The following is a 14,069-nucleotide window of genomic DNA, read 5'->3' on the forward strand; positions in this document are numbered from 1 at the left end:
ACCGATGTGGTGATTGAGCTTAAATGACCAGCTCACAATCGGCATCAAACTCTACCATTCTATAGCCTGCCACCAAGCAGTCAGCCAATAATGCATTGAAGTCGTCAGAAAAACCGTCGCGGTGGTTGTACTCAGGTTCATTATAAAGTTTGACCCACCAGCCTGTATCCCGCGATTGGATCATGCCTTCGGCCGAGTCTCGGCCAAGAATATCGAGTTGCTTGTGGTCTGACTCGTTGATGCTTTGCGTACTTAAACAAACGGTCTTGTAATTCTCTGTTGAACTTTGCAATACGTTGATGCGAGATTGGCCCATGAACGGCTCCTACTAAAAGAAAAGACCATTCAATTATCGCTAGATGACGTTATCTGGCCATATTTCTAGAGCAAGCCCATCAACCTTATCACAGCGCCTTAAATCCTATCGCCTTCGCAATTTTACTGCTGTCCCTGTAGCCACCACAAAAAGCATGGATTTGCCCCCGCCGGAGTATTGGCTTATGTCGAAATCTATGGCCACGATAGCATTACCACCAAGTGCAAGTGCTTCGCGTTTTAGCTCCTCGATGACCTCTTCTTGCGCTTCCTTTAATGTGTTTTGAATGCTGGAGCTTCGACCACCTAACTTGTCACTCCACCCCGTAAAGTAGTCTTTGATGACGTTAAGACCGTGTGCGGATTGGGCTGATATGACGCCAAGGCGAGTTTCAATCGGCAGGTTAACGGCCATTTCTGTCGTGACCATTACGCCCATATCTTCATGAGCACTTTTATTAGTATCGAACGCGAGACGGGTGCTTTGTTGCTGCTTAAAAGTTTCCATCGCCCGCAACAACACGGCATTGTTATCAGCATCCAACGAGCACAGGCGCTGACCGTTGTGCTCAATATCCACCATCTCGCCTGCCATCTCGAAGCTGAGATTGGCAAAGCCGTATTCGTCGCCGCTGTCAGAACACAACACGCCTTTACCCACCAACCAGGTGCGCTCATCACAGCAGGTGATATTCTGCACGACCAGAGGCGGAATGTATTGGCTGGTGGTCTCAAAATTAAACAGGATTTCGTAGTAATCGTCTTCGTGGACAAAGAAGCTATCTACGTGTTTTCCTTGATGGAAAATACACAAAGTCTTGTCGGCTTGGCTGTAATGCAACACGGTGTCGTCAATATGATAATCTTTTGCTTCGATTCGATCGTGGATGACCGATTCCCGAAAACAAAATCGTTGCTGCTCAGCTGCACCCATACTTGTTCCTCAAACGTTGTTATAAGGTCAACTGTAATGCAAAATCAACCGAGTGCAGAAATTAGACTCCTACATAACGATAGCTCTAAGAATTTAAGAACGAAAACGAGCAGAACTTTTTAAAGTGAGCACTATGATTTGTGAAGTCAGAGTCTTTGATGTACCGATCTAAAAACGACGAATTTGAGAAGACGGTAGAAGGTACACGAGTCGTGAGTCGCTATTGAAGCTCGTTTAATGCCGCAGGCATTGCGGCTATTTGTAATGACGTCTTCGCCAAAGGTGCATCCACCGGTGAGGTTGCTCAGGTCGGTGACATTAATGAGCTAATAAGTCCGCGGAATGGAACCGTCGGCGATAGATTTCAAGCCATCCACACGATTGATTTAGTCGACCGCATGGCAGGCGGCAGCAATTCTTTAACGCATGCTAACGTTGAGTATGATGACGCGATACTCAACATTAAGTACTACGCCAATAGCCACCTTTTTGCCGATACGTACAACCCTGTCCAGCGCTTATTTTTTGTCAATGGTTCAGTTAGTGGTAAAAAGACAGATTTCAATGAGTCTCGGTTACAACTGTCCCCGGGCAATGATGGGTCTGGCTGGGGCCTGACAGATGCTGGAGAGTGGGCTAGTTCCTATCTGTATCTAGCCGATAGTACAGGTAACGTATTCGATTACCTTCTTACCACCAAAACCTTCGACAATCTCATTCCGCAGTCGCTAAACATCAGTGATTTTTCGTTTGGCTACATGGATTTATGGGTGAACAGCGAGAATGACATGCGCTTATCCGGCAATAGCATTGGCGGCGATATCGTGGATATTCGCAGTGATGTGGCACAGTGATAAGTCTCTTACTAAGCAATCAAGTGTCAGACTGAGCTATTGAGATTCATACAGCGGCTTCATTTAATATGTCACGTTCCTCCGTTACTCGTTTCATGACTTGCTCGTCGCTTGGATCTTAAATTCTTCGGAGTAGCGTTTTCCGCTCATTACAACACCTCATAGTTTATGCAATTATAAAGCTATAAAGTGTCTAGTGCGCTAGGGTCTTACCATAACTGATATTGGAACAAGTTAAAAACTCTCAAAGTTTTATTTAATTTGATTGGAGGTAAAATAGAAATGTCTGAGCAAAGTAACCATATTTATCTAAATGCAAAAGCAGTTCCTTAATATTGCAAGGTATGCAGAGGAAAGTGCGGATTTAGCTACTATTTACATTGCGGTTGTATGCAACTATGCCTTGGCCATTGAACTTTACTTAAAGTCACTAGATACAAATGTACTTCCTAAAACTAGTGAAATAAAATCTAATGCTCGCGGCCATGATCTTGAAAAACTTTTTCTTTCGCTTCCTCCTTCTGATCAAACAAAACTTGCAGACAAATTCTACACATTAGAAGGACAAGAACTAAAAGTTCTTCTGGTTACTTGTAAAGATTATTTCGTGAAGAGCAGATATGCACATGAACCTCAATCAAAAATTCCTTACCAAATATCGCAGATACGTTCGTTGGCTGATGGTATCGATAAATCAGTCGAAAACTGGAATGTAGAATAATAGAAAACTACGCAATCAGCCTTAAGGGAAAATTATGAATTTACTTAATCTAAATGATGTTATGACAATGGAATTGTCTGAGATTGATGAGTTGTTATCGCTTCACAAAGCTGAGTTGAAACAAGGCTATGTTCTAAACCAGAACAATCAAAAAGAAGCTATCGATTATGTGAATTTTACTTCTGTTGTTGAGACATTAGAGCGAGCAAAAAACCTTAAAACAGCACATAAAGCGCAATAGGAAATATCGGTGAAAAAAGAGCCGCCTTTGGTGCTTGTTAAAACATGGTATGAACTGCTCCTTAATGCCGAAGATGATGATTCTCGTGGACATGCACAAAAGATGTTGTTGGGAGCATTTGGATCTGAACAAGCAGTTGCCGAATACTTGAAGCTTCATAAAATAATTTAATGGGAAACACGATGAACATACTTTCTGAGGATGGAAAATCAGTAATAAGTCTAAAAAGCTGGGAGGAGGTGTTCGAAAGACCTGGCTTCAAGAGAGGGGTAAACCCCACTGAAGTTAAGCTGAAACGTATCATCGGGAAGTACGATTTTAGCGATGAAAACCACTGTGGACTAAGTTCATGCAATACATCACATAAAAAGGGTTACTTGGTGGTCTGTTCAAGTAACATCGAAACCAACATTGGTCATAAATGTGGGAAAAAACACTTTGGAGTGGACTTTAATGAACTGGAGCGTACTTTCCGTAAAGATATTAATGTTCGAAATGCCAGAGAAAATATACAACGAAGGATTGGAGAGCTTGAATTTATCCGTGAGCGTGTAAACCGCATGTATAAACCTGAAGGGTTAGAGCTTTTCTGTCGCGTAAGAAATCTTAGAGAGAGCAAGGAAGGCATTACCGGAGCTCTGCGCGTCAAATTAGAACGTCGAGCAAAGAGTGGTGATGAGAAGGTTTATGACTCTGTAAAAGCCTCTGAAGCGGACATCGTTCTTGAAGAAGAAAAGCGAGGTAGAGAGCTTACCGATAATGAAAAGGAGCTGTTAACAGTGAGCCTCCCCGTAGGCATAATCTATGGAGTGCGGGCTTTTAATACTTATAGTGTCATTAAAGACATACTTCATGACGATATGCCAAGCTTACTTGATGAGCTTGACCAGCTAGATACCTCAATGCTCTCAGATACTCAGTTAATTGACTGGTCAAAGAGACTTAATGGCATAGATAAAAATCTATTGGCTGCCCAAGATGCTATCGAAGACTGTAAGCGATTCTTAGTCGATAGTAATATCAAATTCATTAAACAATATGAGCAACTCATCTAAGTGTGCGATAGAAAATACCATGCCAAAAACAGTTAAATGCCCTGAATGTTTCTATCATAATGCACTTCTTGAAAACGAGAATGCAGAACCAGGCTGCTGAATATATGGCAAGTATCTATTGTCCTTCATGTTAGTCTGGCATGACCGATTTTGCGCCAATGCGAGATTCAGCCTAATAAGGCGTATATTAACAAGGTAGGAAATGTAGTTGAAACAGAACAAAAACCAGAAAAGGCAGCTAAAACTTAAGAAAGAGAAAAAACGTTTAGAGACCCGCAGACACGAGAGTAATCGAATGATTAAGATTGCTAAGGTCCCCGATTTTATTACGTGCAATGAGTGTGGTGGTAAAGCCCCTCAGTCAACATTTGAGATATTAAACACAAAAGGCATGGACGGCATTGAAGTGGCTGTTACTGGAATATGTAGTGATTGCAAATTGCCTACGATTGCTGTTTCTGGCGACCCCGATGCAACAGCCGAGTTAATGATGGTGTTGCAAGATAAAATGGGTGGTGGCCAGTTAGGTATTGAACAAAGGAAACTGAAATAGGAAGTAATATCTATGGAAGAAGTGATTCTTAGAAGCGCGGGGGATTTTCCGAACAAATCTGTCGTTGAATATGCAACAGTAGTGGTAAAACTGAGAATGCGCGATATCCCTGAGAGTCTGCAGAATGAACATTGCCATGAAGACTCGATAGTACATTTATTTCTTTCTTCAAATCTTAGATTGACATTTAAAGAAATGTATCTTGACAGTAAAGAATTAGCACAGAAATTTAAAGAGTTCGCTGATATTAAACTTAAAAAACGGACATATACTGCTAAAACATTTGTTGAGGTAAGAACTTCTACGAGGAAAATAACAACTACAGCGATGCGTGCAAAACACTCAATTGCGGTGAGAGCATTGCTAGAGGGGAAGTAGTATAGGAATATATCAGCGAGGGAAAAGTGGCTAAATATAAGTATCGCCACGGTATCGCTTGCGATCATAGTATTTGCTGCGGGTGTGGTTAGATGGATTACCTGTGGAAGAAATGAGTCTTAGTCTGAACTAGGAAACGAGAAATTGATTGGAAGCATCAAACATCCGCATTTAATAGGTTGCGGAAATAGAGTATTTGATAATATGAATACTATCAAACAAGGTAAAAAGGATTCTATATGACGAAGTTTTTTGTACCACTCCTATTTTGTTTCTTTTGGGTTAGTGTGATTTTCGCTGGAACAGATTACTTCAAAGAAAACGTTTACGATGTTGGTGGTGACAAAGTTAGTTTGAAGCTCATTTCTAACACGAATAGCTACATTGATCAGTATGATCGATTGTGGTCTATTGTCAAAGTGTCGCCAGATACTTATAAGGCCATTCCTTCTGGAAACAATAAATGCTTGTTAGAGAACGTTAGCATGCATCCTTATTTTGAAAAAGATACTGACCTAGCAAAGTACATCGCTCATGATAGCCGATGCAGCCTTAAAGCAACTCCTTTTGAAGCCTACACATTCGCTAGATCTGAAAATGAGCTAATTTCCTTTACTTTTAGTGTTTGCCCTTCTGGTTACGAGGAAAAAGGGTATTGCGAAAAAGTGGCACATTTGTCAACCGACAAATTGAATAATTCATTAGCAGTTAATTGATATTGGAAATTTATGAATTTACTTAATCTAAATGATGTTATGGCAATGGAATTGTCTGAGATTGATGAGTTGTTATCGATTCACAAAGCTGAGTTGCAACAAGGTTATGTTCTAAACCAGAACAATCAAAAAGAAGCTATCGATTCTGTGAATTTTGCTTCTGTTGTTAAGACATTAGAGCGAGCAAAAACGCTTAAAACAGCACATTAAGCGCAATAAGAAATAATTGAGTATAAAACGTATTATTGTCCCACAAACGTAGCACCGTGCTTATATCTTAAGTCTCTGAGCCAGCTGGGTTAGCATTGTTGCTGATTGGTATAGTGGGCTCTTAGAGCCTCGAGTTCGCCGTTAGTCTGAGATTGATTAGCTTTTGTTTGGGAACTCTTCTTCAGTGAAATCACTGATGCAATTGCTTTGCTCGAATGCATCGCCTTGTTTTATACAGTCAGTCATTTTTTGGTTAGGCTCAAGGTAGGCTTCCGTGACAGTGTCTAACGCAACATAACCAGTCATCAATGTGCATGTGGCACCAATCACGCCCCCAGTAACTTTCTCCAAGCCTTCACGTCCGTAATAACATACTGCGCCGTAAATGATACCTGCGATATACCAAGACGACATGATAGAAATGTCCTGATTGGCAATATCGTCTACAGTCTGGTCAATGGTTAGTGCCTGGTATAAGTCATATCCAGAGTTCGCCAATATGATTGCGCCGATCCCTATAACTACTGCTGTGTACATGAAGAATTCTCCTTACGTTTTTCTATTTTAATATCCATACAACCCATTGTTGTAACAGGCCTCATCGATTTGTTTAGCTATTTCCCACACACCATCACGGTCAGATAGATACTTAGCACTGATGACGGGTACAAAGACGCCATCATTGATGATACAAAGCTCGACCCGGTAGCCTTCGCAGTTACCACTACGCGCAAACACAATCACATTTCCCTTAGGTAGAGACGCTTGCTTATCCTGCTTGTACTCACCAAAACTGATATATTCCGCTGCGCCATAGGCTGAGCAATCCCAACCCGGCATAACAATCGCCTTGAGTGCTTCTTCAAATTGCTTTTCCAGCTCTCCATAGCTGCGCTGCTTCACGTATTCAAGCAGACTTGTCTCTTTTCCGTCTTTGATTTTGGGTTGATAAACCATCGTGCGAATAGCCAGTTCCATTTAAGAATCCTAATAGTGACTGAATTGCACTCACTATCACTTATATCCGTATTTCCGCTATAAATTAGTCATCGCCTTGTCTAATCAATCAGTTGGGGGAAATTGTTCGATACCTCAAGTCCAGCTGGGGTCACCAGAAGCCACACATTGTCATAGGTCCCAGTTGTAACTGGCTCTTGTGAAATGTTCGGATAATTAGCAAAGGCGACCACTGCAATCACGTCAGAAACGTTATCGGGCAGGCTCGTCAAGCGAACTGGCGAAAGCGATACTAACTCCAGCGAATGAACATCAATGCTTTCACCAAACGTAAGCATTGCCGGAACTTTCTGCTCGAACCACGTGAGGTTTGTAAATTCGTGGATAAGAGATAACGTTTTTTCATCGTAAACAAATACAACGTCTAGCTTCATTGCATAATTCAGCTCATTATCGGTGACAACTGCATGAATACTCTTGATATGGTTCTTCGCACAAGCTGTTACAAGTAATATTCCTATAGCCACCGTGAGGATCGTAGCCGCGCGCGATTTCATTGATTGAATATTCCAAGTTGCAAGTGAATGAATGGCAAGCTTAGCCTGTTATTGAGCTAACGGGTAGCCCGCCTGCTAGTGCATCTTCGATATCAAAGATTGCGCGGCGCAACTGGCGCAGAGTGTACTCAGCATGTTTCAGCCTTTCATTGAGCGCCAATTTCTCGCTCAACAGCTCGGCCTTCTTTGCTTCATTGCGTAATCGCTTCGCGTACTGCTTTGCCAGCCGGAGCTGCGCTTCCGCATCTTCGACTGTTTTAATCTTTTCTAATCGTTGCGTAAAATTCATAGTGTAAAAACCTGTAATTGATAAACAAAGGATGGGGCATCGCGACCAGCATTCCCTGACTGGCGCATTATTTGCCCTTTGAGTGTTTTGTCACCACGTAAATCTCGTAACCATCGCCAAGGGTTGCTGGCATTACCCCAAAATCGTTAACTACTGAGCCGTCGATGGTCGTGTAGTCGTTAAAAAGCATTTGCGTGTAGACTTTACTTTTCATCGCGTGCATTTCGCTGCTGTAGGCCTTGCCTGACGATGCAACGTGGATTTGAGACACCTTCTGGGATGGATTAGCTAGATTATGTAGTTGTGTGCGGATCCAGCCGCTGGCGACTTGCTTACCGTTTTTATACCCGCTACCGATAACGCTGCGTGGTGTGATATTGCCATTCAGTAGGTTGTTCAGCATGGTTTGGTATTCGATTAATTTAGTCATTTCAGGCAGCCTCGACAACAGTAAACGTGTGACGGCCTTGAGCGTTGTAGCAGTTAACTAAAAAGCCAGACGGGTTGACCGCGATACGCACTTCAAATCGACCGCATGAGTGGCCTGCACCCCAGAAAAAGCCTGTATAGTTATTGCATTGCCACGTCGCCAGTTTGCGCTTGTGGTGCTTCGGTGGCTGAGGTGAGCTATCCGACACAAGAATTTTTGTGCCTTTCTTAACTTGCTCAAAATCACTGATGGAATTTAACTCCATTACCCCTGCTCCTCTTCTGTTACTCGCTTATCTAAACGCGCCCCTTCCAAATTGATAGTGTGCGTTGGCGAGTCACTGTTTATATCGCCGTATACGCGTACCATTAATTGGCCGTCATACTTCTCAATATAAATGGGCTGACCCATATCATCGTCTGAGCAGCAGTCACCATAGCCCTTGATATGGATCCCCAAACCTAAGCCGCTCTTAGTATTGATAACGCCCATGGTGTCTTCGCCGGTTGCCTCGTCGTGCAGGGCAAAGCAAAGATTCCCGTCATTGGCGCCGACGGTATAGCCAGCCGCAATGAGTGTGTGTATGGCGTTCCCTATGTCCGTTGCAGTCGGCATTGACATATTTTATTTAGCTCCAATGGTGAACAGTAAAGCCAGGTTAACGCGCTTGCTTATTCACGCTGCAAATCAGGCGCAGAGCATCCCACCCTTGCTTATCACAAAATCCACCTGTGAAATCGCTTCTGTCCGCGACCCAAGCCACTGTGTTGCGTGTTTGATGGCTTCTTCTCATATCGTTGCTTTAATCTTCACTTGCCAACTGCACTGCGTATTCCCGTCCAGTCGATGCTCGCCCTTGAATGACAACTAGTTATCCGGCGCGGTTTTTGTATGAAAAATACGCGCTAGCATTTGTCGAGATACTGGCATAGGTCGCTCCTACGCTATGGATTGAGTGATTAAGGGATTTGTGTTCTTAAGCACGGATAACGGTACGCAGCTGGTTTAGCAGGTCTCACTAATAAGCCAGAAATCAGACCGAAGGAACAGGTGAGGTTTGGGTTAAATACCACTATATTTTCAAATATGGAAATCGGAGGTGTCGAGAATGATGAATGAGATTGAGGGCGTGTACTTTTGGGCGCGTGTGAAGTCAGAGACCGACAAGATACTCATTGTCGAACAAGTGAGAATCGGTTTCTATCTCATGGCAACGGACAAGCTCTACCCCCGGGAGGCTGTCGAACTGCTGTCATTGCCTATTCCGTCGCCTTTTAATGTTGCTTAACAATGTCAATTTAGCGCCCAGTCGTACCATCAAAAGTGTTTTGCGGCACTGTCCGGACTAGTGCTATAGACCCTTCGCCCTCCCTGCACAATTTGCCATCCATGGCGACCATGAACTCGTTACTGATTGGCGAAGTCCGGTACTTCAAACCCATGCCGTGTTTGCTGGTGCTGGTTCTGATGTGGACGTGGTGGCTGATAGTTTCTCCCGTTATTGAGTCGCGCCACAGGCTGCTGGTTTTGCGGTGGATGGCTATTCGTTTGTTGTGCTTGCTGATAGCCTGCGCTTTGTTGTTGATTAGCAGCTTGCTGCTTACCGCGACTTAGCAGTTCAAAACTATCGACAACGACCTCAGTTGTTTCCCGATTATTGCCTTGTTGATCTTGCCATTTGCAAACGTTTAGCTTGCCTTCCAAGAATATTTCGGAGCCTTTCTGTAATAAGTTGCTGATAAGCTCGGCTGTTTTGCGGTAAGCAACCCCCTTCAGCCAAGTCGTATTCTCAACCTTTTGACCGTTATTGTCAGTATACGCCGATGTACTTGCCAGACTGAAATTCACCACCAAATCGCCTGACTGTAGGTTCTTCGCTTCTAGTTGACCGATATTACCCTTCGCTATGACTTTAATAAAACCGCGTGACATATTATTTCCTCAAAATTGACATTAAGGTTTTTATCTCTTGCTGAGATGATTTCATTATCAATTAAGTCGAATATCACGCCACAAACCAGAACACTCTTACACTGCCCTGTACCGCTTGGGAAAAGTCTTTATCTCGCTGCGGCTCTTTTCGCTTTGCACTACAAATCAGCTGACTGGGCAGATTGCTTTGGCAACATCCAACATGCCTTGCACATAGGCAGCCTTTACTTCAGATTGATGTGCTTTCTGTGAATTGAGGAATCGCTGGTGCTCTTCTATACGCCGGCCTTTATATGCGCTTGGGCGACTCCATGAGCACTGTTTGGAACGAACGGGTGCAGACAACCGCCAGTATGCTTTATGAAGATCGCTTTAACCCATATCTGAGGAGCCAAATTTCATTTCGTGAAAATTTGTACGGAGACAACCCTTTCGAAAATAGTGCTAAACTGCTCGTCAAAGAGATTACATCAGTAAGCGAACCAGGCTCATTCGCATTAATTACCTTAGGCTTGATGTTAGCGCTCTGGCGGAAACTCGCGAAGCGACATGTAATAATTCCTGTCTAGTGGGGGAGGGGGTATGTACGTAGTTTCTCGACCCATATAATCGTTTAAACCCGTGATTACCCTTTGCTTTACCTGATAATGCCGTGTTTTTGGAGTTCCTCGACAGCGGCTTTGATACTGCCAAACTGGTTAACCAGCTTATGCATCGCCACCTTTTTCGCTTCTTCCGATTCTCTCTGATTGAACGTATCCCACCATGTTTTGAGGATGATTGGCGGTAGTGATTGGGGTTGTGATGATCGCTTCATACGGTGTTAGTTCCTTTAACAGTAACGGCATAATACAACACGAGGGTGCGTTAAGCAGCTATTATAAAGCGCTTCAACCGCGTTTTGAGAACCACTGAAAACACCTGTCACCCGACCATTGTCACTTTCACAAGTAATACTAAGCCCCCATTTTGCGCTTTCGCTTGCCAGCACCACGCCACTAAGGTCTAGTCCAATGCTTTCGATTTGTTGTTTGAGTTGATGATTGTCGCGCACGTTTGCGTTGTCCTTGTTCTGAAGTTACCGCTTATTATGCCGTTGCGGTGCTTTTACACCACAAATCAGCGCCTTTCACATGACAGACGCAGACATTTGTTTTGCACTCACGCAGCCTGCGTTAATTTAAGCATCGATGAGGGCAGAATCTTCATTGATTCACTAATATTCCACACCTCATCAGCCGGTGCATCTTCGCCGGTTTCCTCAGCAAATTCTTCTTTGCTTCTCACCCACCCAAGAATTCGACTGACCGCTGTGTTCAGGCGGAGCATCGCGGCTTGATTGAAGCTTAAGTGCCGGTTGCCGTTCTTATAGAAACGGATTTTCACAAGCTCGACACTTTCACCGTCAGGGGTTGTCCCGGTGATATAATACGCATCCCCGTAGCCTATGTGCTCATAGCGACAGGAGCCGTACAAATTTCCGTAGCCCAGCAGACGAAAGGCGACGATTAAATCATCGGTAAATTGGCGCGCGGACTCGTTTAATCCATGATCCCAACTGTTGTGACCAAAGTTACCCCATGTGCTGATAACAAATCGATAATCCAACATTCGCTTTGACTGCCTATCTAGGCTTTCTCCATCCCCATGGTAGCGGTTGTAACGCCAAGAATCGTCAAACACTCGGGTGTTCGATTTATAGTATGTCTTTATCGAGTCTGCGTTAGTCAAGCTTTTATAAATATCGATTAAACTTTCTTCGATCAGCTCATTGCCCATTTCAACCGCATATTGGATGACATAGACACAATTCTTATAAGTGAAATCGAGCGCAGTAGCAGAGAGTTGATTGAGCAATGTCTTTTTGTTCTCAGCAGTTAACTTTTCTTTGATGGCGTCGAGCTCATCAAACAACAGGCCCCAAAATACGCCGCGCCATCCATACAGCTTGGCCCTTACCGATTCTAATAAATCCTCGTATTTGATTCCGAGTTCAGACAGCAAGTTCCCGTCTAACTTTCCAATCGTTTTGTATTGATTGAGCGTGTGCTGCATATTGCGTTCGTAGCTCTCCAGAAGCGCCCAAATCACACCGCGACTTTTCACTAATTCAAAGCTCTCAGTCCCTTCCTTTTTCATCTCAGCTTTCACCCGCTGACGTTCAACGTACTCGTGAAATTTGTCCGTAGTCTCACTTGTCGTTTTATGAAGCCCCAACTCTTCACTAATGAACTTTAGAAATGGACTTGTTGCTTTAATCCCCAAATCAGGCCGGTAGTGATAGCGTCGCTGCTCCCAGCGTTCCCCGGCTGCGTCTTTCTCTTCTTCCAAGGCTTCTTGAGACAAATCGACAAAGGAAAATCGTACTAGGTGCACTTTAGCGCGCGCTTTTCTTTCGGCATCGAGGAAATCTGATGTGGTAATGATCTCGGAAAACTCTATCCCGCGACTCTTAATCGCCTGTTTTATCAGTTTACTTTCGGTCCAACGCTCTGGGATTACTGCATACAAGACTTTAAACGCCAGCTCTTGAAGCAATCGCGCAATCCATGCTTCAAATTCCCGGTAAGGAGGGTTACAAAAACCAAACGTTACACTCTTCGTTATAAGATTCGTTTCTGCGAATTCGGTGCCAATGAGGTGAATATTCTTGCCGCGATAGGTGCTGGTATGAATGCCGGCCTTTTCTATTGCGTATGCTTTGACGCTGGCACCTATTTTATCTTTGTTGGCGTTCAACGTATCTCGAATAGCGGTGACCACACGCCCGCACCCCGCACCTATATCGAGCACCGTAGGGTTTTTATCTCGTCCCTCAAGCTCATACACCATGCTAAGGCGCTTTACATCATCAGTGATGACCTGGATTTGTGCTGCCGTGGTGGGGTACCACTCGTAATCTTCGTTCGCGGCTTTTAAGGCCTTAACCGTGGCACTCACTGACGCTTGCTTAACCTTTGCCAGTTGCGCTGAGGGTTGTTCAAATAGATTGGATTGTTCCATGGGTTAGGCTCATCTTGTCGTTAATTGGCTGAACCACCGTTTAGGTCACTAATTTACGATATCTATTTGTATGTGACTGATACTATTGGAAATATAAGAGTTATTTTGCTACGAAACAATCTGACAACACTGAGCAAAATAGCAGAGTTGATATTTTTGAAGCACAAAAAAAACCGCTGTGGTGAGCGGTTTTTTGCTGAAACGGTCGGTAATCGTTGCATCTGGTCGTGTCAAACACTGTAGCCAAGAATAGAAAGTATAATTCTATTGGTAAAATGCGCAACAAATTTCATTAAATTCAATCAAAAGCGTCATTCAATAGTGTCCAGCATTGGCTTGATAAACGAAACCTTGATTCGCTTTTCCTAAACAAAACTCCAAAAACACGCATAGCGAATGAGATTTATTTGTATATGAATAAATCATACATATTTTAATTTCACAATCCCTTTACTCCCTTTGAATTGAGGGTAATCTATATTCTAATTACTGGCATATGAAGGTGTGATATGTGTTTTACTTCGGAATATTATTCACTCACAGGTGAAAAACCGGCTCGTTCAGTGTTGGAAGAAGTTATTGATGGATTACCAATGAGCGCTGCGTATGTAATTCAAAACTCATTGTCTTTGACTGAACAAGAGACTGGAAGACTTCTTGGGATACCATTATCGTTTTCCAAATGCCAAAGTGGAAAACTAAGCCCTTGTAGTAGCGATAAAGCGCTTCTAATCATGCGCGTTATTCAATCCGGCAAAGAAATATTTAAGAATGAAGTGCATTTACAAAACTGGATACGTTATCCAAATCTAACTTTGAGCAATAAACCGCCTTTCGAACTGCTACATTTCTCGATAGGAATTGAAATGGTACTTGACAGCTTGTTTAGACAACACTATTCATTTGTGGCTTGATATGACTCCT

Annotated in this window: 23 protein-coding genes; 11 read left to right on the forward strand and 12 right to left on the reverse strand. The window is 43.3% G+C overall.

The features are described 5' to 3' along the window. Nucleotides 1-19: 19 nt before the first annotated feature. A complete protein-coding gene (locus tag KIU71_RS16190) occupies nucleotides 20-316 on the reverse strand; it encodes a DUF5983 family protein (protein ID WP_214132341.1) in 297 nt (98 codons plus the stop codon). Nucleotides 317-421: 105 nt separating this feature from the next. Continuing rightward, nucleotides 422-1,249, reverse strand: a complete 828-nt coding sequence (locus KIU71_RS17890; protein WP_250207588.1) for a YbjQ family protein — start codon at nucleotides 1,247-1,249, stop codon at nucleotides 422-424. Nucleotides 1,250-1,647: 398 nt separating this feature from the next. Here KIU71_RS17890 and KIU71_RS16200 point away from each other — a divergent pair, with 398 nt between their 5' ends. The 9 genes from KIU71_RS16200 (at nucleotide 1,648) to KIU71_RS16240 (ending at nucleotide 5,977) form a co-directional block, all read left to right on the forward strand. Then, nucleotides 1,648-2,103: a hypothetical protein gene (locus KIU71_RS16200; protein ID WP_214132342.1), complete on the forward strand. Its 456-nt coding sequence runs from the start codon at nucleotides 1,648-1,650 to the stop codon at nucleotides 2,101-2,103. Between the two features lie 313 nt (nucleotides 2,104-2,416). Continuing rightward, on the forward strand, nucleotides 2,417-2,824 hold the full coding sequence (locus KIU71_RS16205) for a hypothetical protein (protein ID WP_214132343.1): 408 nt from the start codon (nucleotides 2,417-2,419) through the stop codon (nucleotides 2,822-2,824). A 34-nt stretch (nucleotides 2,825-2,858) separates the two neighbouring features. Continuing rightward, on the forward strand, nucleotides 2,859-3,065 hold the full coding sequence (locus KIU71_RS16210; protein WP_214132344.1) for a hypothetical protein: 207 nt from the start codon (nucleotides 2,859-2,861) through the stop codon (nucleotides 3,063-3,065). Nucleotides 3,066-3,074: 9 nt separating this feature from the next. After that, nucleotides 3,075-3,236 (forward strand): hypothetical protein, encoded by a 162-nt coding sequence (locus KIU71_RS16215; protein WP_214132346.1) that lies wholly within the window; start codon nucleotides 3,075-3,077, stop codon nucleotides 3,234-3,236. Nucleotides 3,237-3,247: 11 nt separating this feature from the next. Further along, nucleotides 3,248-4,120 (forward strand): hypothetical protein, encoded by an 873-nt coding sequence (locus tag KIU71_RS16220; RefSeq protein ID WP_214132347.1) that lies wholly within the window; start codon nucleotides 3,248-3,250, stop codon nucleotides 4,118-4,120. 208 nt (nucleotides 4,121-4,328) lie between these two features. Then, nucleotides 4,329-4,673: a hypothetical protein gene (locus KIU71_RS16225; protein WP_214132348.1), complete on the forward strand. Its 345-nt coding sequence runs from the start codon at nucleotides 4,329-4,331 to the stop codon at nucleotides 4,671-4,673. A gap of 12 nt (nucleotides 4,674-4,685) precedes the next feature. Then, the gene (locus tag KIU71_RS16230; protein WP_214132350.1) at nucleotides 4,686-5,051 is read left to right on the forward strand and encodes a hypothetical protein; all 366 of its coding nucleotides are present in this window, start codon (nucleotides 4,686-4,688) and stop codon (nucleotides 5,049-5,051) included. Between the two features lie 239 nt (nucleotides 5,052-5,290). After that, the gene (locus KIU71_RS16235; protein ID WP_214132351.1) at nucleotides 5,291-5,767 is read left to right on the forward strand and encodes a hypothetical protein; all 477 of its coding nucleotides are present in this window, start codon (nucleotides 5,291-5,293) and stop codon (nucleotides 5,765-5,767) included. A 12-nt stretch (nucleotides 5,768-5,779) separates the two neighbouring features. Next, on the forward strand, nucleotides 5,780-5,977 hold the full coding sequence (locus KIU71_RS16240; RefSeq protein WP_214132352.1) for a hypothetical protein: 198 nt from the start codon (nucleotides 5,780-5,782) through the stop codon (nucleotides 5,975-5,977). 156 nt (nucleotides 5,978-6,133) lie between these two features. Here the strand turns inward: KIU71_RS16240 and KIU71_RS16245 are convergent, their stop codons facing one another. The 7 genes from KIU71_RS16245 to KIU71_RS16275 all read right to left on the reverse strand — a co-directional run bounded on the left by KIU71_RS16245 (nucleotide 6,134) and on the right by KIU71_RS16275 (nucleotide 8,831). After that, on the reverse strand, nucleotides 6,134-6,514 hold the full coding sequence (locus tag KIU71_RS16245; RefSeq protein ID WP_214132353.1) for a hypothetical protein: 381 nt from the start codon (nucleotides 6,512-6,514) through the stop codon (nucleotides 6,134-6,136). A gap of 27 nt (nucleotides 6,515-6,541) precedes the next feature. Beyond that, entirely contained in the window at nucleotides 6,542-6,955 is a 414-nt protein-coding gene (locus KIU71_RS16250; RefSeq protein ID WP_214132354.1) for a hypothetical protein, read from the reverse strand. An 80-nt stretch (nucleotides 6,956-7,035) separates the two neighbouring features. After that, on the reverse strand, nucleotides 7,036-7,491 hold the full coding sequence (locus KIU71_RS16255) for a hypothetical protein (RefSeq protein WP_214132355.1): 456 nt from the start codon (nucleotides 7,489-7,491) through the stop codon (nucleotides 7,036-7,038). Nucleotides 7,492-7,531: 40 nt separating this feature from the next. Beyond that, on the reverse strand, nucleotides 7,532-7,780 hold the full coding sequence (locus KIU71_RS16260) for a hypothetical protein (protein WP_214132356.1): 249 nt from the start codon (nucleotides 7,778-7,780) through the stop codon (nucleotides 7,532-7,534). 67 nt (nucleotides 7,781-7,847) lie between these two features. Then, a complete protein-coding gene (locus KIU71_RS16265) occupies nucleotides 7,848-8,210 on the reverse strand; it encodes a hypothetical protein (RefSeq protein WP_214132357.1) in 363 nt (120 codons plus the stop codon). Nucleotide 8,211: 1 nt separating this feature from the next. Then, nucleotides 8,212-8,475, reverse strand: a complete 264-nt coding sequence (locus tag KIU71_RS16270) for a hypothetical protein (RefSeq protein WP_214132359.1) — start codon at nucleotides 8,473-8,475, stop codon at nucleotides 8,212-8,214. Then, nucleotides 8,475-8,831: a hypothetical protein gene (locus KIU71_RS16275; protein WP_214132360.1), complete on the reverse strand. Its 357-nt coding sequence runs from the start codon at nucleotides 8,829-8,831 to the stop codon at nucleotides 8,475-8,477. Before KIU71_RS16275 ends, KIU71_RS16270 begins: the two co-directional genes overlap by 1 nt. A gap of 478 nt (nucleotides 8,832-9,309) precedes the next feature. Between KIU71_RS16275 and KIU71_RS16280 the strand changes: the two genes are divergently transcribed. Beyond that, on the forward strand, nucleotides 9,310-9,498 hold the full coding sequence (locus KIU71_RS16280; RefSeq protein ID WP_214132361.1) for a hypothetical protein: 189 nt from the start codon (nucleotides 9,310-9,312) through the stop codon (nucleotides 9,496-9,498). Between the two features lie 119 nt (nucleotides 9,499-9,617). Here KIU71_RS16280 and KIU71_RS16285 read toward each other — a convergent pair whose 3' ends face one another. The 3 genes from KIU71_RS16285 to KIU71_RS16295 all read right to left on the reverse strand — a co-directional run bounded on the left by KIU71_RS16285 (nucleotide 9,618) and on the right by KIU71_RS16295 (nucleotide 13,145). Further along, nucleotides 9,618-10,142, reverse strand: a complete 525-nt coding sequence (locus tag KIU71_RS16285) for a single-stranded DNA-binding protein (protein WP_214132363.1) — start codon at nucleotides 10,140-10,142, stop codon at nucleotides 9,618-9,620. A 637-nt stretch (nucleotides 10,143-10,779) separates the two neighbouring features. After that, nucleotides 10,780-10,959, reverse strand: a complete 180-nt coding sequence (locus KIU71_RS16290; RefSeq protein WP_214132364.1) for a hypothetical protein — start codon at nucleotides 10,957-10,959, stop codon at nucleotides 10,780-10,782. A 344-nt stretch (nucleotides 10,960-11,303) separates the two neighbouring features. After that, on the reverse strand, nucleotides 11,304-13,145 hold the full coding sequence (locus tag KIU71_RS16295; RefSeq protein WP_214132366.1) for a DUF4942 domain-containing protein: 1,842 nt from the start codon (nucleotides 13,143-13,145) through the stop codon (nucleotides 11,304-11,306). A 509-nt stretch (nucleotides 13,146-13,654) separates the two neighbouring features. Here KIU71_RS16295 and KIU71_RS16300 point away from each other — a divergent pair. Beyond that, the gene (locus tag KIU71_RS16300; protein WP_214132367.1) at nucleotides 13,655-14,059 is read left to right on the forward strand and encodes an antitoxin Xre/MbcA/ParS toxin-binding domain-containing protein; all 405 of its coding nucleotides are present in this window, start codon (nucleotides 13,655-13,657) and stop codon (nucleotides 14,057-14,059) included. Nucleotides 14,060-14,069 lie beyond the last annotated feature (10 nt).

The sequence above is a fragment of the Alteromonas oceanisediminis genome (genome assembly GCF_018474025.1).
Classification (GTDB): domain Bacteria; phylum Pseudomonadota; class Gammaproteobacteria; order Enterobacterales; family Alteromonadaceae; genus Alteromonas_E; species Alteromonas_E oceanisediminis.